The organism is Synechococcus sp. M16CYN, from assembly GCF_040371545.1.
Classification (GTDB): domain Bacteria; phylum Cyanobacteriota; class Cyanobacteriia; order PCC-6307; family Cyanobiaceae; genus Parasynechococcus.
The window spans coordinates 1,811,760-1,831,728 of sequence record NZ_AP029048.1 but is presented as its reverse complement, the minus strand read 5'-3'; the positions used below and the strand labels follow the sequence as shown (position 1 = coordinate 1,831,728).

General features: G+C 50.0%; 21 protein-coding genes. 14 read left to right on the top strand and 7 right to left on the bottom strand.

Annotation, left to right across the window (positions count from 1 at the left end):
* Window positions 1–161 precede the first annotated feature (161 nt).
* Window positions 162–3,059: a phycobilisome rod-core linker polypeptide gene (locus ABWV55_RS08770; RefSeq protein ID WP_353292723.1), complete on the bottom strand. Its 2,898-nt coding sequence runs from the start codon at window positions 3,057–3,059 to the stop codon at window positions 162–164.
* Window positions 3,056–3,280, bottom strand: a complete 225-nt coding sequence (locus ABWV55_RS08765; RefSeq protein WP_353292809.1) for a hypothetical protein — start codon at window positions 3,278–3,280, stop codon at window positions 3,056–3,058. The genes ABWV55_RS08770 and ABWV55_RS08765 overlap by 4 nt, the downstream gene beginning before the upstream one ends.
* On the opposite strand from ABWV55_RS08765, the gene ABWV55_RS08760 reads away from it, so the two are divergent.
* The 13 genes from ABWV55_RS08760 (at window position 3,214) to ABWV55_RS08700 (ending at window position 12,310) form a co-directional block, all read left to right on the top strand.
* Entirely contained in the window at window positions 3,214–4,383 is a 1,170-nt protein-coding gene (locus ABWV55_RS08760; protein WP_353291676.1) for a class I SAM-dependent methyltransferase, read from the top strand. The genes ABWV55_RS08765 and ABWV55_RS08760 overlap by 67 nt on opposite strands.
* Window positions 4,384–4,429: 46 nt before the next feature.
* The gene (locus ABWV55_RS08755; protein ID WP_353292722.1) at window positions 4,430–4,765 is read left to right on the top strand and encodes a hypothetical protein; all 336 of its coding nucleotides are present in this window, start codon (window positions 4,430–4,432) and stop codon (window positions 4,763–4,765) included.
* 29 nt (window positions 4,766–4,794) lie between these two features.
* Window positions 4,795–5,520, top strand: coding sequence for a F0F1 ATP synthase subunit A (gene atpB, locus ABWV55_RS08750; RefSeq protein ID WP_353291675.1), 726 nt, complete (start codon window positions 4,795–4,797; stop codon window positions 5,518–5,520).
* Between the two features lie 177 nt (window positions 5,521–5,697).
* On the top strand, window positions 5,698–5,943 hold the full coding sequence (atpE, locus tag ABWV55_RS08745) for an ATP synthase F0 subunit C (protein ID WP_353291674.1): 246 nt from the start codon (window positions 5,698–5,700) through the stop codon (window positions 5,941–5,943).
* Window positions 5,944–6,015: 72 nt separating this feature from the next.
* On the top strand, window positions 6,016–6,480 hold the full coding sequence (locus tag ABWV55_RS08740; RefSeq protein ID WP_353291673.1) for a F0F1 ATP synthase subunit B': 465 nt from the start codon (window positions 6,016–6,018) through the stop codon (window positions 6,478–6,480).
* On the top strand, window positions 6,480–6,962 hold the full coding sequence (locus tag ABWV55_RS08735; protein ID WP_353291672.1) for a F0F1 ATP synthase subunit B: 483 nt from the start codon (window positions 6,480–6,482) through the stop codon (window positions 6,960–6,962). The genes ABWV55_RS08740 and ABWV55_RS08735 overlap by 1 nt, the downstream gene beginning before the upstream one ends.
* On the top strand, window positions 6,962–7,510 hold the full coding sequence (gene atpH / locus ABWV55_RS08730) for an ATP synthase F1 subunit delta (protein WP_353291671.1): 549 nt from the start codon (window positions 6,962–6,964) through the stop codon (window positions 7,508–7,510). The genes ABWV55_RS08735 and atpH overlap by 1 nt, the downstream gene beginning before the upstream one ends.
* 55 nt (window positions 7,511–7,565) lie before the next feature.
* Window positions 7,566–9,086 carry a F0F1 ATP synthase subunit alpha gene (gene atpA, locus ABWV55_RS08725; RefSeq protein WP_353292721.1) on the top strand — a complete coding sequence of 507 codons (1,521 nt, stop codon included), beginning with the start codon at window positions 7,566–7,568 and terminating at the stop codon, window positions 9,084–9,086.
* A 16-nt stretch (window positions 9,087–9,102) separates the two neighbouring features.
* The gene (locus ABWV55_RS08720) at window positions 9,103–10,056 is read left to right on the top strand and encodes a F0F1 ATP synthase subunit gamma (RefSeq protein ID WP_353291670.1); all 954 of its coding nucleotides are present in this window, start codon (window positions 9,103–9,105) and stop codon (window positions 10,054–10,056) included.
* A 320-nt stretch (window positions 10,057–10,376) separates the two neighbouring features.
* Complete coding sequence (locus ABWV55_RS08715) at window positions 10,377–10,718, top strand: 2Fe-2S iron-sulfur cluster binding domain-containing protein (protein ID WP_353291669.1); 342 nt, start codon at window positions 10,377–10,379, stop codon at window positions 10,716–10,718.
* Window positions 10,715–10,900 (top strand): hypothetical protein, encoded by a 186-nt coding sequence (locus tag ABWV55_RS08710; RefSeq protein ID WP_353291668.1) that lies wholly within the window; start codon window positions 10,715–10,717, stop codon window positions 10,898–10,900. Before ABWV55_RS08715 ends, ABWV55_RS08710 begins: the two co-directional genes overlap by 4 nt.
* On the top strand, window positions 10,897–11,949 hold the full coding sequence (locus tag ABWV55_RS08705) for a DUF3326 domain-containing protein (RefSeq protein ID WP_353291667.1): 1,053 nt from the start codon (window positions 10,897–10,899) through the stop codon (window positions 11,947–11,949). The genes ABWV55_RS08710 and ABWV55_RS08705 overlap by 4 nt, the downstream gene beginning before the upstream one ends.
* A gap of 202 nt (window positions 11,950–12,151) precedes the next feature.
* Entirely contained in the window at window positions 12,152–12,310 is a 159-nt protein-coding gene (locus tag ABWV55_RS08700) for a hypothetical protein (protein ID WP_353291666.1), read from the top strand.
* 49 nt (window positions 12,311–12,359) lie between these two features.
* On the opposite strand, the gene ABWV55_RS08695 is transcribed toward ABWV55_RS08700, so the two are convergent.
* From ABWV55_RS08695 to ABWV55_RS08680, 4 genes are all read right to left on the bottom strand, one after another.
* Window positions 12,360–14,036 carry an NAD+ synthase gene (locus ABWV55_RS08695; protein ID WP_353291665.1) on the bottom strand — a complete coding sequence of 559 codons (1,677 nt, stop codon included), beginning with the start codon at window positions 14,034–14,036 and terminating at the stop codon, window positions 12,360–12,362.
* The gene (locus ABWV55_RS08690; RefSeq protein ID WP_353291664.1) at window positions 14,036–14,617 is read right to left on the bottom strand and encodes a nicotinate-nucleotide adenylyltransferase; all 582 of its coding nucleotides are present in this window, start codon (window positions 14,615–14,617) and stop codon (window positions 14,036–14,038) included. Before ABWV55_RS08690 ends, ABWV55_RS08695 begins: the two co-directional genes overlap by 1 nt.
* Before the next feature lie 2 nt (window positions 14,618–14,619).
* The gene (locus ABWV55_RS08685) at window positions 14,620–15,897 is read right to left on the bottom strand and encodes a GTP-binding protein (RefSeq protein WP_353291663.1); all 1,278 of its coding nucleotides are present in this window, start codon (window positions 15,895–15,897) and stop codon (window positions 14,620–14,622) included.
* 948 nt (window positions 15,898–16,845) lie between these two features.
* Window positions 16,846–17,841 carry a CNNM domain-containing protein gene (locus tag ABWV55_RS08680; RefSeq protein ID WP_353291662.1) on the bottom strand — a complete coding sequence of 332 codons (996 nt, stop codon included), beginning with the start codon at window positions 17,839–17,841 and terminating at the stop codon, window positions 16,846–16,848.
* A gap of 88 nt (window positions 17,842–17,929) precedes the next feature.
* On the opposite strand from ABWV55_RS08680, the gene ABWV55_RS08675 reads away from it, so the two are divergent.
* Complete coding sequence (locus ABWV55_RS08675) at window positions 17,930–19,258, top strand: aminopeptidase P N-terminal domain-containing protein (protein WP_353291661.1); 1,329 nt, start codon at window positions 17,930–17,932, stop codon at window positions 19,256–19,258.
* Here the strand turns inward: ABWV55_RS08675 and ABWV55_RS08670 are convergent.
* The gene (locus tag ABWV55_RS08670) at window positions 19,255–19,935 is read right to left on the bottom strand and encodes an HAD family hydrolase (protein WP_353291660.1); all 681 of its coding nucleotides are present in this window, start codon (window positions 19,933–19,935) and stop codon (window positions 19,255–19,257) included. The genes ABWV55_RS08675 and ABWV55_RS08670 overlap by 4 nt on opposite strands.
* Window positions 19,936–19,969: the final 34 nt, after the last annotated feature.

Sequence of the window (19,969 nt, the reverse complement as noted above, 5' to 3'; positions counted from 1 at the left end):
TGCTTTCTTTACTACGTCTCACTACAGATACTCGATTGAGAGTTATCATCTATCGAAAACCCTTAACGAAGAAAACCTGAAAAGGGGGATCATAAGGAATTGATAAAAATACGGGGTTAAATATCTTAATCTTGAGGTAGGAGGTAAAATATTATCGGATGTTACATTGCTGCGTCGATTGGCGGATTTAAGCCGGCGTTTCCCCGGTAGAGTGCCGCAGTTCTTTGAAGAGTGACTTGAGCAATACCAAAATTAGTATTCATGCCATCGATGCGTGGAACAGTTTTCTCTTCGGTGCGCCGTTTAAGCAACTCTCGAATCGCACTTGGCTGACCAACTTGTGCACGCGTAGTGATAAAACGCCTCACTTCAGATGGTGTGGCAGCTCGTCCAAGAAGGGCAAGGCTCGCGGCTGAAGCGGCTCTTAGAGGCGCCATCTTGAATAAACGAGTTTGGAAGGTTTCGCTCATGGCCACTTCAGCAATAAATTCGCTCAAAGTGGTATCTTCATTACGTAGACGTGATTCTGCTTCAATTAATCGCTCATTTTGTAGTGGGATGCGGTTGAAAATTTGTTGATAGGTGGCATTGATGGCAACTATCAATTCGCTTTCATCACAGGGTCGGTCAAATTGAATTTGATCTGGTAGACCTGAGCGAAGTCGGTAACCCTCAGCTCCAGGGATCGCCAGCGCCCGTACCATCGGGTCGATTCCGATCAGAGTCTGGTTCTGACTTTGAAGTTTGACAAGTTTAATCGGCTTATTAATACGGATCTGGCGCAGGCTCGCTTGTAGATCTTCGCTTCTTTTGCTGAAACTTTGGGCTAAGTTGGACCAATCTGTTCCGGAACTCTTTTCTTGACTTGTTAGATTTCTTCTCGTTATTTCACCGATTCCGCGGAATAATTTTGAGGTACTTGCATCGGGCCGGTTACCGGATACAAACGAGGATTTATCGTATCCGAATTGCTTGACCTCACGCTTAAATGTAGACACCCTGCGCATATTTAGGTCGCTAGGGGTAATAAACCGTTCATATGGAACGGTATCTTCTCCGAAGCAATCCCCGTACTCCCCTCCGTTTACGAGGGCATCGACTACGCCGTAGAATCCCCCACGTGCGGCCGTATCAAATAGAGCATCAATCTCCCAACGCCCAAAGGTCGGACGTCCGAGAAGCCGACGATGCATAACCGCGATTGCTTTAGTGATATATAGCCCGCTCCAATAGCGACGACGGAAAGCATCAGAGCGGGCTATGCTGCGAACAAACTCACGCAAACAGATTTCCCCATTCTCAAGTCGAGCCTCGGCAGAACTTAAGCGCTCTCCAGAATAGCCAGCGTTGCCTAAAACTTGAATGTAAACGGCATTAATCACGGCCTGGGTACTGGATTCTGTGTTGCGTACACTGGGCTGCCCACCGCGTTGGGGTTTAGCTGCGCCACCTGTGGCAATTTGCTGCAATCGAATCACACGTGGGCCGACTCTACGTGGGCGGCTGTTGCGGAATTGAGTGCTACCCATTTGCCCTGGGGAATCCATGCCATTGCTCACCAATAAGCGACGGCTGTCGTAGCCATAGGGTGCTGGACGTGTGCGAATCGATGCTGTACTACTGGGGAAGATGGCTCCGTATTGGTTGGCGACTGGATCATTGCTGCCTCCATAAGCATGTTGATCCGCAAGAGGCTGGCGATACGACGCGTAAAGAGTGATATATTGAGGAACACCTTCGAACGGCGCGCTAAAGCTAAATAATCTGCGATTGGAGCCCCAACCGGCACTCTCCTGGGCGTTTTCGCCGAGATCCCTAAGATAGGGAACTGTTTCTTCTCCGAAGTTTTGAGCGTACTCGGCAGAATTCACCAAAACATCGACCAAGCCACTCAAACCTTGTGCACTCAAAATTGCAAAGGATTTTCTGAATTCTTCAAGAGAGCTAATGCCCCTACCTAGGAAATGGCGGTAAGCGAGCTCGACAACACGACTGTTAACGAAACGATCATGAAATTGTTGCCGATACTCTTTACTGCGACCGAGGGCGCGAATGAATTCGCGCATGGAGATCTGCCCTTGTGCGACCTGGCTTGCTTCGACTGAACCTGGTGTTTGAGAGTAACCCTTAACGATATCTCGCTCAAATATTTGCCGATATGCGGCCCGAATAATCTCTGCTTTTTCACTTCCCGAAAGGCCAGGCCGCATTTCGAAGCGCTGGCTACCTTCAGCGGCCAGCGCATAAATCGCAGGCAATTGCAAACCTTGCTGCACCTTGCTGCCTTGACGTTGGCGAGTGCTGGGGGTAGGTACGGCTAATTCTTTAAGAAGAACATTGAAGCAATCGATTACCAACTGGCGAGCCGTAGGTTGATTCTTAAGGAGTAATGCCGATGCGGCACGCATCTCTTGTAATGCTACATTCGTGGCAGCTAGAGAGCAATTTGCCTCCAAAATGTCACGGAGGCCACGAGTATTTACAGCAAGAATGCTGGGGTCACCGGCTACCAGTGCATAGTCAACGTAACGCAAGAACCAACCCATGTCCCGCACCGACTTTCGCATGAAGGCCGGCCCATACTTGGCGACACTTATGGCGTTAAAACCTATCGGTAGAACGACACGTACATCCGCATCTCCTCCACCGGCTCCACTCAGCAAGCGGCTTAAAAAATTTTCCTTTTTTGTGCTGTCACTAGCGCCGGTGAAAGTGCGTACCGAGTCTGCAAAAGCTGCTTGGTCAGAAGCAAGGGGGGTAGCGTCCTTGATCTGAGCCGTTTCACCGGTCGAGAGAGGAGCGTCCAAAAAAGACAGCGGTGTGCCCCCAACGAAAATTCGATTAGCTGCACGAGCCACAATGGCTTCTGCATTGGTAGCCACGATTCGTGATGCTTCTAGCCGGTCTTGGCCACTGCGGAAAAAAGTTGCAAGTGTGTCGAGCTCACAACTGTCAGGAAAGCGGTCCTGCTGTTCGGCTTGACTAACACTGGCAAGCGGTAGCGTGCTGAACAACTGAGGAGACACGCGCGGGCTGCCGCTGCTGGCAGTCACTGTCATCGGCGGAAGCAAACCGGATGGCGCCACGTTACGGCTGCTGACACACTGGTTTGCTCACCTATGAACAAATGTTTGCAGGCCCCGCAGCGCGTGAGATGCATTACTGACGCTGTTATGAAGATCTCGGCGGTATGCGTATACGCCGGATTCCCAAATGGTAGAGTCACAGCCCGGTGACGCCACCACTCCCGCAGTGAGGGCGTTCTACGATCGCTTCCCATTTCCAGGAGATCCGATTCAAGATGGGCCTCCTCCTGGATACAATTGGCGTTGGTGTTACCACAGCGTGTTAGCATCGGTCTACGGCGTAATTCCTTTTGACCAATCACCCCCGCGCATCCTTGATGCGGGTTGTGGGACGGGTGTCAGCACCGATTACTTGTGCCACCTCAACCCCGGAGCCGACGTACTAGGGGTTGACATCAGCTCAGGAGCGTTGGCGGTTGCTCGTGAACGTTTAGAACGATCAGGTGCTTGTCATCAAGCTCGATCATTGCGTCAGGAGCAGCGTAGCTTGCTGGATTTGGACGGAGAGGCGCCTTTCGATTACATAAACTCAGTGGGTGTGTTGCACCACTTGCATGAGCCACAGGCCGGGCTATGTGCTCTTGCTAACCTCCTGGCCCCGCGAGGTATCTTGCACCTGTTCTTATATGCTGACGCAGGGCGTTGGGAAATCCGACGCATTCAGAAGGCGTTGGCCCTTCTTGCCGTGGGCAGGAGTGTAGAAGCTCTTGGCTTGGGTCGGCAGTTGTTTCAGACGCTGCCTGAGGAGAATCGGCTCCGTCGTCATCATGAGCGGCGTTGGGCTGTGGATTGCGCTTCTGATGCCAATTTCGCAGATATGTACCTGCATCCTCAGGAGACCAGCTACAACCTTGATCGCCTGTTGTCATTCATCAGAACCGCCGGTCTCCATTTTGCAGGGTTCTCGAATCCAGAGGTTTGGGATCTGGCTCGGCTGTTGCAAGGGGAGCTTTTGGAGCGGGCAAAAGCCTTGAATCTTCATCAGCAGTGGGCCCTGATTGAACAACTTGATCCAGACATCAGTCATTTTGAGTTTTTCTTGACCAAAACCCAAATCGAACCGAAATACTGGAACGATGCAGAGCTCTCCGCTGCCCGGGCCATTCGCCAGCCTTGCTTATGGGGTGAGCCTGACCCAATTCTCGGTCGCAACATGGAGCCGATACTGCTTAGCTCTGAGGCCAAAAATTTGCTACGTGCTGTAGATACTCAGCCCGACGCTGCCCTCGTAGATATGGGCTCTATCAGCGTGGCGAGAGACCTTGTTGATCGACAGATTCTTTTGTTGAGGGAATAACTATGAAAAATACATGATAGATTTCTCGTGTTGTCTCGGGCGACGTTTGGAGGATTTCTACCGTCTTCAGCGCCGTCTGCTGCTAGCCACCGTCCTGGTGTCTTTGGTTACGATCCCAGTTGTGGCTATCACCACAAGCTTGTCGGTAGCTGGGAGTTTTGCTGTGGGTGCATGCGCCGGACTTTTGTACGTGCGTCTCCTTGCCCGCAGCGTGGCTCGCCTCAGTGACCAGTCAAATGGACTGGAGCGTTCCCAGCTTATAGTTCCGATCTTGCTTGTAGTCGGAGCGGCCAAGTTGCCCCAGCTTGATCTGTTGCCTACTTTCCTGGGATTTCTCTTATACAAGCCCGCCCTGATTCTTCAGCATGTCTTCGACAGCTGAAGCTGGGCACTTAAACAATCTCTGCGTACATGGCCTTGATGCCTTTCTCACTCCCGTTTGCCGAATTGGAAGTAGGCCACCACCTGTACTGGCAGATCGGTGGTTTGTATCTGCACGGTCAGGTATTCTTGAGTTCTTGGATTTTGGTCGGCACTCTTCTCGTCTTTCTGCTCGTTGGGACGCGTAGCATGCAGCGTGATCCGACGGGTCTGCAGAACTTGCTTGAGTTCCTTTGGGACTTCATACGAGATTTGGCCAGAGATCAAATTGGTGAGAAGTACTATCGTGACTGGCTTCCATTCATCGGAACGTTATTTTTGTTCATATTTGTGAGTAATTGGGGGGGAGCCCTGATTCCTTGGAAAGTCATCGAGCTCCCTGACGGCGAGCTTGGCGCCCCGACCTCAGACATAAATACAACAGTAGCTATGGCTCTGTTGGTATCACTGGCTTATTTTTATGCGGGACTTAGCCGCAAGGGATTGCGTTTCTTTGAGCTTTACGTAGAGCCAACCCCAATTATGCTTCCGTTCAAGATTATTGAAGAATTCACCAAGCCCCTCTCGTTATCTTTTCGCCTGTTTGGCAATATTCTTGCCGATGAGTTGGCTGTAGGAGTGTTGGTCTATTTGGTTCCTCTGATAGTACCTATGCCAGTAATGCTCCTCGGTCTTTTTACCAGTGCCATCCAAGCTCTGATATTTGCGACCTTGGCCGCCTTCTACATCGGTGAAGGCCTTCATGAGGCTCATTAAGCCTTAACCCCTTTCGCTATTGCTTGGCGATCTGCTAAACACGTCCCGAGCGCAGGTCCGGATTGCATCGGGCCCTCTCTTTTTTTCTTTCTAAAAGAGTGTCCTTGCGCAGGGAAAACCTATCCCCATCTTAATTCAGTTCAGCGCTCCTTAGCGCTTCCCCCTATACCACCCAACATGGATTCCATCACCTCTGCCGCTTCCGTTGTGGCTGCTGGACTGGCAGTCGGCCTCGCTGCAATAGGCCCTGGTATCGGTCAGGGCAACGCGTCCGGTGGCGCTGTTGAAGGCATCGCTCGTCAGCCTGAAGCCGAAGGAAAGATCCGCGGCACTTTGCTGTTGTCCCTGGCATTCATGGAATCGCTGACTATCTATGGCTTGGTGGTTGCTCTGGTGCTCTTGTTCGCCAACCCCTTTGCTTAATCAAATTGAGGGGGACCTAGCCTCCCCTTTCTAAAAACTCAAAGTTCTGATTCTTTCTCAGCGCATTCCTTAATGACCTGGCTTCTGCTCGCTGAAACAAGTGTTCCGGAGGGAGGTCTTTTTGACCTCGATGCCACCCTTCCGCTTATGGCGGTTCAGGTAGTTGTCCTCACCTTCCTGCTCAATGCTCTCTTCTTTCGTCCAGTTGGCAAGGTCGTGGAAGATCGAGAAAGCTTAATTGTTACTAGCCGTGCTGATGCCAAGCAGAAGCTTGCTCAGGTGGAACGTTTGGAAGCTGATTTAGCTGAACAGTTGAAAGGTGCTCGACAGGCTGTTCAGTCCATCATCGCTGATGCAGAAAAGGAGGTAGATGTCCTCTATCGCCAAGCATTAGCTCAGGCTGAAGCTGAAGCCAATCGTGTTAAGGAAGAGAGCAGGAGAGGTATCGAAGCCGAAAGCGAATCTGCGCGAGCTCAACTCAAAGACAAGGTGAGTCAGCTCAGCGCCACCATCATTGATAGATTGTTGGCTGCTTAATGAATCTAAATTTCAATCCTCTCGAGACCAATTTGGTTAACCTGTTAATCGTTATTGGCCTTTTGTTTTGGTTTCTGCGCGGTTTCCTTGGAAGTACACTTAAGCGTCGTCGCTCAGCTATTCTCCAGGATCTTCAAGATGCTGAAACGCGTTTGAAAACCGCATCTGAGGAACTCAGTAAAGCTCAGTTCGAGCTTGCTGCTGCCCAGCAAAAAGCTGAGCAAATTCGCCTCGACGGTCAAAAGCGTGCCGCTGTGATCCGAGCTGATGGAGAAAAGCGCACGATTTCTGCTATGGCTGCTATTAAGCAAGGTGCTGTTGCTGATGCGGACGCAGAGGCGTTTCGTATTGCTGATGTTTTGCGTCGCGAGGCTGCTCTTGCAGCAATCGATAAAGTCCTTATAGATCTTCCAGCTCGTCTCGAGGATACAGATCAATCTCGGTTGATCGATTCAATTATTGCCAATCTGGAGAATGCCTGATGCCTCTCCTTAATTCTCTTGCTACGCCTTACGCAGAAGCTTTGCTTCAGGTCACCGATGCCCATGGTGAATCTCAAACTGTTTCCGAGCAATGCAAGCAACTTTTGAGTCTTTGGAATAGCTCTCCAGAACTTCGTGATGCTATGGCCTCGCCTGTTCTGGAGTCCACCTCTAAGAAGAAAGCTTTGCAGAGCCTCCTATCCGAGCAAATCGCCCCCTCGCTGATGAATCTTCTTAAGGTACTAGCAGATCGTCAACGTCTTCAGGCTTTCGAGACGGTGATGAGTCGTTTCCTTGAGCTCTACCGCGAGCAACAGGGCATCACGCTTGCGCAAGTTCGTTCTGCTCAGGCATTATCTGAAAGTCAGCAGGCAGCTCTTTCCAAAAAGGTACAGGCCATGGCTGGAGGATCTAAAGTCGATATCGATCTCAGCATAGATTCCTCCTTGGTTGGCGGCTTTATCGTCAGTCTTGGGTCCCAGGTGATCGATGCCAGCTTGGCTGGTCAGGTTCGACGGCTTGGCTTGGCGCTTGTTAAGGCAAGTTGAACTCACCCTCTTTAATCAACCCTCTTCTTCATTTTACCCCGCTGGGACACACGCTATGGTTTCTATCCGTCCTGACGAGATCAGTGCCATCCTCAAGCAGCAGATTGAGGATTACGATAAATCGGTCTCCGTTACCAATGTCGGTTCCGTTTTGCAGGTGGGTGACGGTATTGCCCGCGTTTACGGTCTTCAACAAGCTATGGCCGGTGAGCTCCTCGAGTTTGAAGATGGTACTGAAGGGATAGCTCTAAATCTCGAAGACGACAACGTTGGTGCGGTGTTAATGGGCGAGGGCTTGGGTATTCAGGAAGGAAGCACGGTGAAGGCTACTGGCAAGATCGCTTCAGTGCCTGTTGGCGACACGATGCTTGGTCGTGTGGTCAATTCTCTTGGCCGTGCAATTGACGGTAAGGGCGATATTGCCACCATGGAGACGCGTCTAATTGAATCAATGGCGCCCGGGATTATTCAGCGTAAGTCAGTGCATGAACCTATGCAGACTGGCATTACCGCTATCGATGCGATGATCCCTGTCGGTCGTGGCCAGCGCGAGCTTATTATTGGTGACCGTCAGACGGGCAAAACCGCCATTGCAATCGACACGATTTTGAATCAAGCAGATCAAGATATGATTTGCGTTTATGTGGCAGTGGGTCAAAAAGCTGCTTCTGTGGCAAACGTTGTTGAAGTGCTTCGTGAGCGTGGCGCTCTCGACTACACCGTAGTTGTAGCTGCTAATGCTTCTGAGCCTGCAGCCCTTCAGTATTTGGCCCCTTACACAGGTGCTTCAATCGCCGAGTACTTCATGTACAAGGGCAGAGCCACCTTGGTCATCTATGACGATTTGTCCAAGCAGGCTGCCGCGTATCGTCAGATGTCCCTTCTGCTACGCCGTCCACCCGGCCGTGAAGCTTACCCCGGTGACGTTTTTTATTGCCATAGTCGCCTATTGGAGCGTGCAGCGAAGCTGTCCGATGCGATGGGTAAGGGTTCGATGACAGCGCTTCCAATCATTGAAACTCAGGCAGGTGACGTTTCGGCTTATATACCCACCAATGTGATTTCTATTACAGATGGTCAGATTTTTCTGAGCTCTGATCTCTTCAACTCCGGCCTGCGTCCTGCTATAAACGTAGGCGTTTCAGTGAGCCGGGTCGGCGGTGCCGCCCAAACCAAAGCTATTAAAAAGATCGCCGGCACCCTGAAGCTTGAATTAGCTCAGTTCGATGAATTGGCTGCTTTCTCTCAGTTTGCCTCTGATTTGGATGCCGCCACGCAGCAGCAACTTTCTCGGGGTAAGCGTTTGCGCGAGCTGTTGAAACAACCTCAGTTCAGCCCGCTTGTCTTGGCTGAACAAGTCGCTATTGTTTATGCTGGTGTCAAGGGTTTAATCGACGTAGTTCCTGTAGATCAAGTTGTCGATTTCTCTCGCGAACTGCGTGAGTATCTGAAGTCCAACAAACCTGCTTTCATTGACGAAATTCAGGAGAAGAAAGTGATGAGCCCTGAAGCAGAGACTCTTCTAAAAGAAGCTATTAGTGAAGTCGTGTCCACCATGGTCGCTTCGGCCAACTAACTGAGCAGCCAACAACATGGCAAATCTCAAAGAGATCCGCGACCGGATTCAATCTGTCAAAAATACCCGCAAGATTACCGAGGCCATGCGTCTCGTAGCTGCGGCAAAGGTTCGTCGTGCTCAAGAGCAGGTTCTTCGCAGCCGTCCCTTTTCGAATCGACTTGTTCGCATTCTTGAAAATATGCAATCTAGGATGCGCTTTGAGGATGCGGAGGCTCCTTTGCTGAAGCAGCGCAATGTGGAGACGATCACTCTTGCTGCAATCACTGGGGATCGGGGTCTTTGTGGTGGCTACAATGACAGCATCATTAAGCGCACAGAGCAACGGTTTACCGAGTTAAAGGCCAAGGGCTTCAATGTGAAGCTTGTTGTGATTGGTAGTAAGGCAATCAATTACTTTTCCAACAGAGACTATCCGATTCAGGCAAAGTTCACTGGTCTTGAGCAAGTGCCTACCGCAAATGAAGCAAACATGATTGCAAGTGACATGCTAGCTGAGTTCATGGCATCAGGCACAGATCGGGTGGAAATGGTATTTACCAAATTCATCAATTTGGTAAGTTGCAAACCTGTTCTTCAAACCTTGCTTCCTCTAGATCCTCAGAACATTGCCGATCCCGAGGACGAAATCTTTAATCTTACAACTAACAATGGTCGGTTAGTGGTGGAACCCGGCGCTGGCCCTGTCAATACCGAACCAAATATTCCATCTGACATTGTGTTCGAGCAAAGCCCTGATCAGCTTCTTAACGCTTTGCTTCCGCTGTACTTGCAGAACCAGTTGTTGCGTTGCTTACAAGAGTCTGCGGCTTCCGAACTAGCCAGCCGAATGACTGCTATGAATAACGCTAGCGATAACGCTAAGGAATTAGCTAAAACCTTGACCCTTGATTACAATAAGGCACGCCAAGCTGCTATCACCCAAGAAATCTTGGAAGTAGTGGGTGGTTCGGCTGCGGCTGGAGGCTGATTTTCCCTCCCTGTTGTATGTGATCAGTCGCTTTTAACTGTCGTCACAGCGATTACAGTTAGCTAGCGATTGGGCTTACTACGCTGGTTTGGCAGATAATGGGTCTTGCACCTGTGTATGCCATGGGCCTTAATCAAACCTAATTAACCTTTTATCTCCAGATTTGTCGGTCGGTTTTGGCCCGTATTTAATGTTAACGATTCTTTCTATTAGGACCTACTTGCTAAAAAGCCTGACTTTAGGTTCTAACTGCGTTTGTTAATTCCAGAATCCGCCTGCTACCTGAGAGAATTCCTTACATAGACTCAAGTCTTTGCAGAATGTCCGACACTGCAACAGCCGTGCCCACTTATTCCATCTGTGCTGAATTTGAGGGTAAAACCTACCGATTTCGTTGTCGTGCTGATCAGACAGTGCTGGATGCCGCTGATTCCGCTGACGTCCCCTTGCCTAGCTCTTGTTGTACGGGTGTCTGCACAACTTGCTCGGCAGTCATTAGCCTTGGAAAGGTGGAACAGCCTGATGCTATGGGTGTCAAAGTAGATCTACAGGAACAGGGTTACGCCCTTTTGTGCGTCTCTTACCCTCGCACTGATCTTATGCTTAAGGCTGGCCAAGAGGACTCATTGTATGACGCTCAATTTGGTCAGTACCAAAAATGAGCTTGCGTTGTCTGCAACGCAAGCTCATCTGGCCTGAGCATGTCTCTGTTTCGCAGCTACGTGCATGGGTCCGATCCGAGCTTACAAGAGACGGTGAGCCGCTGCGCTGGGCGATTACGTGCCTAACTACGGCTGCAGATGGTACTCGTCTTTTACAGTTGGAAGGAGTCTATGACGGATGAATGTAGCGCCATTACCCAGTTTGATGGTGTTACCCACGGGGATCGGCTGTGCTATCGGGGGTTACGCTGGTGACGCTTTGCCTAGTGCTCGCCTATTGGCAGCTGCTAGCGGTTGCCTTATCACCCATCCAAATGTGATGAATGGCGCTGCGCTTTACTGGAACGATCCCCGGATTCATTATGTTGAGGGGTACGCTCTGGATCGTTTTGCTGTTGGTGATTGGTGCTTGAGATCTGTGCGGCAGCAGCGTATCGGGCTGCTCTTAGATGCTGGTATCGAACCGGAACTAGCCCAGCGTCAAATCCAGATGGCAGACGCCTGCCGTGCCACCCTCGGTTTGGAGATTGGACCAGTTTTACGTTCTGATCGGCCCCTAAACGTGACATTCAATCGCGGCCCGAGTGGAGCAAGTTGGGGTGCAATAGAACATCCTGATGCTCTATTGCGTGCTGGTGAACAACTACGTGATTCCGGGGCTACAGCGATAGCCGTAGTAGCACGCTTTCCTGGCGACTACCATAGCGAGGAGCTAACAGCCTACCGCCAAGGCAGCGGCGTCGATATTCTGGCGGGTGCCGAGGCAGTAATCAGTCATCTGTTGGTGCGTCAGCTCCAGGTTCCTTGTGCCCATGCTCCAGCATTGCCTTCCTTATCGCTGAATCTCCAGTTAGACCCCAGAGCTGCAGCTGAGGAGCTCGGCCATACGTTTCTGGCTTGTGTGTTGGTGGGTCTTAGCCGAGCACCAGACTTAATTAAGGGCGAGGCTGCCCAGTTGGGAGACCTTAGTGCTTCTAATCTTGGTGCTGCGGTGGTACCTGAAGGGGCCCTAGGTGGGGAGTCAATACTAGCCTGTATTGAGCGAAGGGTCCCTATCATTAGTGTGGCTAACCAGTCGCTCCTTTCTGTCACTTCAGAAGCTTTAGGTTTGTCTTCTGGCGTTATGCGCGCGGGCAGTTACGCCGAGGCTGCTGGTCTGTTGGTAGCGTTACGAGAGGGATTAAGTCCATCTGCGCTAGGGCGACCATTACTACCCCTTAAAGTGAAATAATGATGTCCAAGCTCAATAATTAGGACAGTTGATATTATCGCTTTGAATCGCACTGTTTCATAAATCATGGAGACAGCACCTTCTTTTGAAGAGACGCTGCCGTACCAACTTCAGATAGACAGTGAGGTGTTAGGTAATTAAATGGAACCAAGTCGTTTTGAAAAAAGCCGAATCCTTCTGCCTGTAACTCTTTGACTATTAGATGGGTTACCCAAGTCTCATCTCAATTGATGAGTTACGCGCCAATAGTGGCAGGGACGTCGCCAACTCAGAGGCCTATTCCAATTTTGGACTTAAGTCTCTGCATGATCAGCTAACATGCTGCATCTACAGCCAACTGTTATTAGTTCTTCTTGACTGAAGCGAAAAACACTATAACGGCTGAGCAGAACGCTTCTCCTAGACCTAACTTAACAGCAAGCAATCGGCAGCCGCCAGCCACTTCCAAAAGCTTGGGGACTTACTTTGAGCAGCGGCGCAGCCTGCCTTCGTTTAAATTCTGCTTGCTTGAGTAATTGTTGAACGAGCTTCACTAGCTCCGGATCGTGACCGGCAGCGGTTAATAGTTCTCCTTGACTTCGCTTTTGGATGAGGTCCTTCAACAATGGATCGAGATCGCTGTAGTCTGGTAGAGAGTCGCTGTCTTTTTGCTCCGGTCGCAGTTCGGCGCTCGGTGATTTTCGACGAATTGCTTCTCCTACTAAATCGCCGCTTTCCGGCAATTGATGATCGTGCCGACAACGCTGAGAAGTTGGGCCATCGAGCCAGTCACAAAGTGCGAACACACTGGTTTTGTAAAGATCTCCAATTACGGCCAGACCACCATTCATGTCTCCGTAGAGGGTGCAGTAACCCACCGCAATCTCTGATTTGTTTCCGGTAGTGAGAAGCAAGTGTCCTTGTTGGTTGGCCACCGCCATCAGCAGCGTCCCACGAATCCGCGATTGCATATTTTCAGCAGTCACCCCTTGTGGTTTATCCCCAAACACAGGCTTTAAGGTCGTGTCGAATCTATCCATCAACGGTTGGATTGGCAGGGTATTGGTTTGGAGATTTAGTCGTTTTGCTAGTGCTAGGGCATCGTTGATGGATCCGGTTGAGCTCCATGGGGATGGCATGAGCAACGCAGATACCTGATCTGCTCCGAGTGCGGCGGTTGCAATGACTGCAACAAGACTTGAATCGATTCCGCCACTGAGACCAAGTAATACCTTTTGGAAACCACACTTTTTGGTGTAGTCGCGGACACCTAGTACCAAGACGCGAAATAATTGATCTAGGGGATTTTTTTTGGCTTGTTTTAGAGCATTTGTTCGTGAACAGCTGTCCCATAAAGATAGCTGTTCATGGCAAGCAGAAAGCTCTAAAAGCCGCTCACCTGAAGCAGACATCACAAAACTATCACCATCGAATATTAATTCATCGTTTCCACCTACCTGATTGAGGTAGACCACAGGGCAATTTAGTCGGCGTGCTGCTTCGCCCGCAAGTTTTTGGCGTAACAGTGGTTTATCAACATCAAAGGGTGATGCAGCGAGATTAAGTAATAGGTTTGGACGTTCTGGGATCAGTTGAGCGATGGGATCCGGACCAGCGAGTCGTTCTCGCTGTAGTGTCTCGTCTACCCACAAGTCCTCGCAGATGGTGAGTCCCAGTCGCTGGCCATGCGGGAGGAAGAGGAGATTCGGCCCTGTACCTGGGCGAAAGTAGCGCCTTTCATCAAAAACGTCATAATTGGGCAACAGTTGTTTGTGAGCTACGGCTCGCCAGCCTCGCCGTTCCACTAACACAATGCTGTTAGTAAGACCCGGTGTGCGGTTGTCTCCAATTGGTAGGGCTACCCCAACTAGAATCATCAGATCACTTTCTAATTGACTCGTAATCCACCGAAGCACTTGATCTTGCAAAGCGATGCGCGCCGGTTGAAGTAACAAGTCTCGGGGTGGGTATCCCCATAGTGACAATTCAGGAGTAATCAACAAATCTGCGCCTCGATTCTGGGCGTCTAAGGCTGCTGTTAGTATTTTTTCTGCGTTGCCTCGCAAATCACCCACTAACGGATTCATTTGGGCAAGAGCAAGGCGCATCAGCAAAGGTTGGGAGCTAGACCGTAAAGCTTCTGCTTGATCAGAAGGGGCCAGACCGCTGTCGGAACTTTCTCAGATCGTGGGTCTAGCCGCTGCTCGGAGCTGGCGCTGGCTGGTATATCAATATCCAAAACATCAACAGATGCGCCAAATGCGCTCAGCTCAGCCAAAACAGTTTCGCTGAGAGGCCAGCCCTGACGATGAGCAACGGCAATTTTGCAGCGGCATAGCCACTGATCAGCCTCTTTCCAGCTGGGAATCTGTGCTGCCAAGTCACTCCCCACCACGAATGCCAGATCGTGTTTGGGCCAGCGTTGGTTGGCGCGGTTCAGAGTAATCACGGTAAAGGGGCTGCTTAGATCTTGGACCAGTTGCAAATTATTGGTGTTGAGTTGCTCCACTAACGCCTTAAGTAGCATTGTCCGCACCGGCAGCGAGGCACCGTGTTGTTTCATAGGATTATCACTGGCCCAGGTGACAACTTGGTCATATCGCTTGATTAACTGCTCCAGTAGAGCTTGATGCCCCCGAGTTGGAGGGTCGGCGCTAGTTCCTAACAGAGCGATTCGATCTAACCCCATGTCTAAGGGAGAAGTGAATGCAGGTCTTGGTTCATCTGCAAAGGCCAGCGACTAAGCCAGTGACGCACTACAGGATCCCGCTGGGCTAATCGTTTGAGCAGGGCTCCAGGTTGGCCGCCCGATGGTCTTAATAATTTTTTCGCCATCAACTGACCTGTGCGACGGCTCGCATGCACTGCTAGCGCAGCCTGGAGAAGAGCCACAGGTGCTGTAGGCGCCAGACTGCTACCACCGCTGATCGGTATTAACAGTAGCAACAGCTGTTTAAGTGCGCCCAACGCAATCTGGACACCCCCTAAAAGCAAGTTGTTTCTAGAGAGCTTAGTAAGCAGCTGTCGTGCTGCACTGGGCGTTAAGGGGATACCGTAGAGGCGACCGAGCTGCATCAACAAAGCCGTGTCGCAGGCTATTCCTCCTGCAAAATCGAGTGCTAGGAAAGGGTTAATAGCTACTCCTGTCGCTTTGGCCGCGGCGTAGCGGCCAATTAGGTTTTGAGCATTGCGTCGGTGCTGTCGCAGCCGCAGCCTTTGGCAAGAACACTGGAATCTGTCGGCTTGTCGCAAGCTCTGAAGGGCCAGTAACAGCATTCCTTCGCTATTTAGCTGGCTTAGTAGGCGTTGTTCAAGGGCGCGAATACGTGCAGGACTAATTTCGCTGCGGACGCGGCCATCGTGCTGAAGCCTTGGTTCACGTGGAGCTGCTGCGATAGCAGTAAAGGGAAGGTTACCAGGCAGATGAGATCGAATGCTATTCAAGAGATCCAATAACTCGCCCTCGGACCATCGGTCACTCCGGTTCAGAACCACATGTACCGGCTTGCCGTTCGTTAGCAATGTATCGAGGATGTCTCGATCTGTGCGGGTGAGATCGCTATCTATAACAAGCAGCACCAAGTCAGATTCCATGGCCACCTTGGTTGCTAATAGCGCCCTGCTTGTATCATCGATTTCATCGATGCCCGGCGTATCTACCAGTTCGACCTGTTGGAGATCAGTGATGGAGATAGGCCAAACCACACCGTGTTGGTGACGCGTGCTACCATGAACTACGTCGGTGGACAACAATTGCTGACCGATAAGGGCATTAATCAGACTGGATTTTCCTACACCGACGCGTCCAAATACAGCAATTCGCAGTTTGTGTTGTTGAAAGCGTTGCAGCTGTTGGTCTAACAGAATCAATTCTCCTCCTAGAAGCCCTTTCTCTCGTTGTGAGAGGCACAGGCGATGGCGCCACTGGTTTAATAATTCACGGCAACGTTCTGCAGTTGGGGGTGGCATGCATGGGGTTGGGATGGTTGGAGTTGGCATGTTTCTTGGTATTTTGCTGAATTGTTGTGCTTTCGGTTTTGCACTCATCACTACTGGGTAGTGATGAGTGCAATTAATCGTCTGGTCTGCGTTAAAATATTATAAGTTGAAATAATTGGCGCTATCAAATTAACCCTAGTTCATTTACTTAATGATTAAACAGATATGAAAGAAAGCAATCGTGAATAAATAAAAGAGCAATTTCTTGGCCTAAGTGAAAGGTTGCTAGAGGTTATTAATTGCGATTCATCCAAGTACAATTAAACGATGATTTCGAAACCGATGTGATTTAAATCTTGCAAAAGTATCTGAAAAATAAGAAATGATAGCGAATCATTAATTGGATAGCTTATTTCTTTTATTTTTATATTTAAAATACGAGAAAAAATTGAGGAAAGCAAAAAATTATTTATCTAGTAACTCATTAGATTAAAAAACAAAAAATAATATGTCTAGTATTGTCTAAGCATACTAATATATAATATTTAAAATTGTTTTGATATTGGTTATTATCCGACTAAAACCTATCTCTAACTTTTATTAGTGTAACTACACTTATATCAGTTTCACCATGCAATTAATTATATTTAAAGTTTTATCAACTAAGAGTTATCCACTTAAAAAGTGATAATTTTGATCGACTTTATTCGATCAGTTTCAAGTTAAAAATGATAGCTAGAATTTTAGCTGTGTGTAAATTTAAACCACAATAATGATTTTTAATTTTCTTAGTTTCAAGCGCATTAGCAGTCTTAATCAAGGAAAGGCGACCGTTAGCTCTTTTATGCATTGATCTGTTTCGTTGATGGTTTTAATAATCGTATACATTTAAAGATATTGATTCTGAGGGATGCCTATATTTTTGGCAAAGGCCAGATACGCGTGCATAGTGAGCGCTAGTAATTTGCCCGCCTCACTTTAAGCGGGTTTCCGCCACCAGCCCGCCAAAACTGCCAAAACAGCTTCTGCACCGATAACTCCAACAAATCCGCCGAATTCATCAACTACGACGCGTACACCGTTACTGTCTTTGCGAAAACCAGCGAGTAAACGATCGGCTCGGATCATCTCAGGTACGTAATCCACTGGTTCACAAAGATCAACGGGTGTTAAGTGACCACGGTTTTTCAGCAATGCTGTAAGTAAGTGTTCTCTACTAGCCACGCCCAAAACCTTGTCCACCTGATCCCCTAGCACCACCCACCTTGAAGAGTTGTTCTCCATTAGTTGAGTTTTTTGAGCCTCAATGCTCAAGCTGCCATCTAATGTTGGCGCTGCTACTCGTGGTGTCATTAAATCCCGTGCTGTGAGATCATTCAGTTGAAACACCTTGCTAATCATGGCTGCTTCATCGGCTTCTATTTCACCTTTTTGAGAGCCGAGGCGCGCTAATAGACGAATTTCATCTTCGTTTGTGCTGATCTCTGCTTCGGCGGTTATGGCCGGTAAGATCCTTTCCAGCAACAAAACCAAAGGACGTAACAAAATCCCGAGCCAATGAAGTAACGGTGCACTGGCTATGGCTACCGGTAAAGCCAGACGGCTCCCCAAGGCCTTAGGAAGAATCTCGCCAAGCAAAATCACAAGAATGGTAAGACCAATAGAGAACAATGGCAATGCGGCACTATTGACTCCTCGCTGCTCGAACATCCAAGCTGCATAACCACCGAGCATCAGGCTGCCGAAGATATTGAATCCGTTGTTGGCAATGACCAATGCCGATAGTGTTCTGCCGAGGTATTTGCGTAACTTGGCTAAACGGCGAGCACCGGCCACCGGGCGATTGCGTACTGCTAGCTCCTGCACGCGAATCGGGTTCACTGTTAACAATGCAGCCTCAACACCCGAACAAAGGGCAGAGCCAAGCAGCACAACCAACACAAGCACGAGCAGCACGAGTAAATCAGAGCTCATTGCTTATCAACGCTCAACGCATCCGTATCTGTCATGGCCAATTCGGCCCCATTAACTGCCATCCTGATCAGCTTGAGCTTCAACAGTGTTGACTGTGTTCAATCTCGACATCTATGCGCTCCGGCGTGAGCGTTTTCTCGAGCAACTAGGGGTGGCGGCGGCCATAATTCCCGCTTCGGAACTCACTATGCACCATGCTGACTGTGAGTGGCCGTTTCGCCAGGACAGTGATTTTTTCTATCTCACCGGTTTCGATGAGCCTGGCGCAGTAGCATTGTTGCTGCCCCACCGTCCCAAGGGAGAACGCTTTGTCCTATTCGTTCAGCCAAAGGATCCAGCGGCTGAGGTCTGGACAGGGTTTCGCTGGGGAACTGAGGGAGCAGTGAAGCACTATGGTGCCGATATAGCCCATCCCCTAGATCAACTTACTGAAAAAAGGCTAACAAGTTATCTACAAGGGGCCGAAGCTATCGCCTTTCGGATCGGTCGCCATCCTAAAATAGAGCCCCTGGTTCTCTCAGTGTGGGGTCGTCAGCTTGATACCTACTCACACACTGGCATAGCAGCACTTGGCTTGGTCGCTCCCACGCCGATCCTACATAGTCTACGGTTGCGAAAAGAGCCGCATGAGTTGGAGCGTCTGCGCGAAGCCTGCTTGATCTCTGCGGAAGCACATGAGTTGGCACGGCAGATAACCAAACCAGGAATGAAAGAGTCAGAGGTGCAGGCCGTGATTGAAGCGCACTTTCGCGCCAGTGGCACGCGGGGTCCAGCCTACACTTCTATCGTTGCAGGCGGCGACAACGCTTGCGTTCTTCACTACACTGCTAATACGGCACTACTACAGGATGGTGATCTACTGTTAATTGATGCCGGTTGTTCCGTGGCAGACTATTACAATGGTGATATCACGCGTACTTTTCCGATTAATGGACGTTTCAGTGCCGAGCAGAAGGAGCTCTACAGTTTAGTTTTAGCAGCTCAGGAGGCTGCGATTCAGGCAGTGCGTCCTGGCGAAACGGCAGAGAAGGTACATGCCACCGCTTTGCGTGTTCTAGTCGAGGGTCTCGTAGACTTAGGTCTTCTCGAAGGTGACCCCGATGGGATAATTGAGCGTGGCGACTACCGCCATCTTTATATGCATCGCACCGGGCACTGGTTGGGGTTGGATGTACACGATGTGGGCGCTTATCGACTTGGCGAGCGACCTGTTGAATTAGAAACCGGAGTTGTTCTCACAGTAGAACCAGGGCTCTACGTTAGCGACCGACTGGCTGTACCAGAGGGCCAACCCGAGATTGAGGAGTGCTGGAAAGGAATCGGTATTCGAATCGAAGACGATGTCGCTGTTACGGAACATGGTCACGAGGTGCTGTCCCAGGCCGCCGAGAAAAGCATAGTGGCGATGGAGCGTTAGAAAAGATTTAAAAGGTCAAAGGTATGAGTTAAGACTTGATCGGCCCCCGCATCGCGTAGCTTTTGTTGGTAGGTCGCCGTATCCCTCACGTGGGGAGGATTGACTGCAAAGCTTTGCCAGGTGTGCTCTGGCCTAAGCCTGCGGGCATTCATGACCGTTTTTACATCAGCCACAGTGTCGCCGATGTAGGCGATGAGTTGGGGAGAACCTCCTGCTATGAGTCGATCTGCTAAGCGGATCAAGCCTGTCGGGTCTGGTTTGTCAGGCGCGTCGCCCATAGCGATTAGAGGGGGATCGATGAGTCCGAGGCGTTGATGGAGCACGTATCGAGCGGAGGGAGACTCAGCACCACTCACGAAGCCCCATCGCCATCCTCGCACTGTCAAGGTTGTGAAAAAACCCTGATCTACAAGCAACGGTTCATCATGAATAAAGCCCATCCAGTGGTTTGGATCACCCTCAGGGTCACCACCAAAGTAAAAACCACTGAATATCTTGATCAGGTCATTTCGCTTCGGTAATATTGCTCCACGTCGCCGTAAAAACTCGAGGCTGGCGTCCCAGTCATTGTTCCACATCCCTTCCCCCTTGAGTTTGTCGATGTCGGTCAACGAGGGCCGCCATCCGCTGAAGTGCGCTACGGTCTCTTGGAGTGCTCTGCGGTAGCTGCCGGCCACGTCACGGATGACGCCGTCTATATCAAATAAAAGA

Bases quoted from the DNA above. Each gene is read 5' to 3' on its own strand.
- ABWV55_RS08700 (WP_353291666.1), top strand. From the start codon at position 12,152: ATGGGTTACCCAAGTCTCATCTCAATTGATGAGTTACGCGCCAATAGT.
- ABWV55_RS08695 (WP_353291665.1), bottom strand. From the start codon at position 14,036: ATGCGCCTTGCTCTTGCCCAAATGAATCCGTTAGTGGGTGATTTGCGA.
- ABWV55_RS08710 (WP_353291668.1), top strand. From the start codon at position 10,715: ATGAGCTTGCGTTGTCTGCAACGCAAGCTCATCTGGCCTGAGCATGTC.
- atpB (WP_353291675.1), top strand. From the start codon at position 4,795: ATGGCCTTGATGCCTTTCTCACTCCCGTTTGCCGAATTGGAAGTAGGC.
- ABWV55_RS08685 (WP_353291663.1), bottom strand. From the start codon at position 15,897: ATGCCACCCCCAACTGCAGAACGTTGCCGTGAATTATTAAACCAGTGG.
- ABWV55_RS08680 (WP_353291662.1), bottom strand. From the start codon at position 17,841: ATGAGCTCTGATTTACTCGTGCTGCTCGTGCTTGTGTTGGTTGTGCTG.
- atpH (WP_353291671.1), top strand. From the start codon at position 6,962: ATGCCTCTCCTTAATTCTCTTGCTACGCCTTACGCAGAAGCTTTGCTT.
- atpA (WP_353292721.1), top strand. From the start codon at position 7,566: ATGGTTTCTATCCGTCCTGACGAGATCAGTGCCATCCTCAAGCAGCAG.
- ABWV55_RS08770 (WP_353292723.1), bottom strand. From the start codon at position 3,059: ATGACAGTGACTGCCAGCAGCGGCAGCCCGCGCGTGTCTCCTCAGTTG.
- ABWV55_RS08735 (WP_353291672.1), top strand. From the start codon at position 6,480: ATGAATCTAAATTTCAATCCTCTCGAGACCAATTTGGTTAACCTGTTA.
- ABWV55_RS08760 (WP_353291676.1), top strand. From the start codon at position 3,214: ATGGTAGAGTCACAGCCCGGTGACGCCACCACTCCCGCAGTGAGGGCG.
- ABWV55_RS08720 (WP_353291670.1), top strand. From the start codon at position 9,103: ATGGCAAATCTCAAAGAGATCCGCGACCGGATTCAATCTGTCAAAAAT.
- ABWV55_RS08705 (WP_353291667.1), top strand. From the start codon at position 10,897: ATGAATGTAGCGCCATTACCCAGTTTGATGGTGTTACCCACGGGGATC.
- ABWV55_RS08690 (WP_353291664.1), bottom strand. From the start codon at position 14,617: ATGGGGTTAGATCGAATCGCTCTGTTAGGAACTAGCGCCGACCCTCCA.
- atpE (WP_353291674.1), top strand. From the start codon at position 5,698: ATGGATTCCATCACCTCTGCCGCTTCCGTTGTGGCTGCTGGACTGGCA.
- ABWV55_RS08715 (WP_353291669.1), top strand. From the start codon at position 10,377: ATGTCCGACACTGCAACAGCCGTGCCCACTTATTCCATCTGTGCTGAA.
- ABWV55_RS08740 (WP_353291673.1), top strand. From the start codon at position 6,016: ATGACCTGGCTTCTGCTCGCTGAAACAAGTGTTCCGGAGGGAGGTCTT.
- ABWV55_RS08765 (WP_353292809.1), bottom strand. From the start codon at position 3,280: ATGGGAAGCGATCGTAGAACGCCCTCACTGCGGGAGTGGTGGCGTCAC.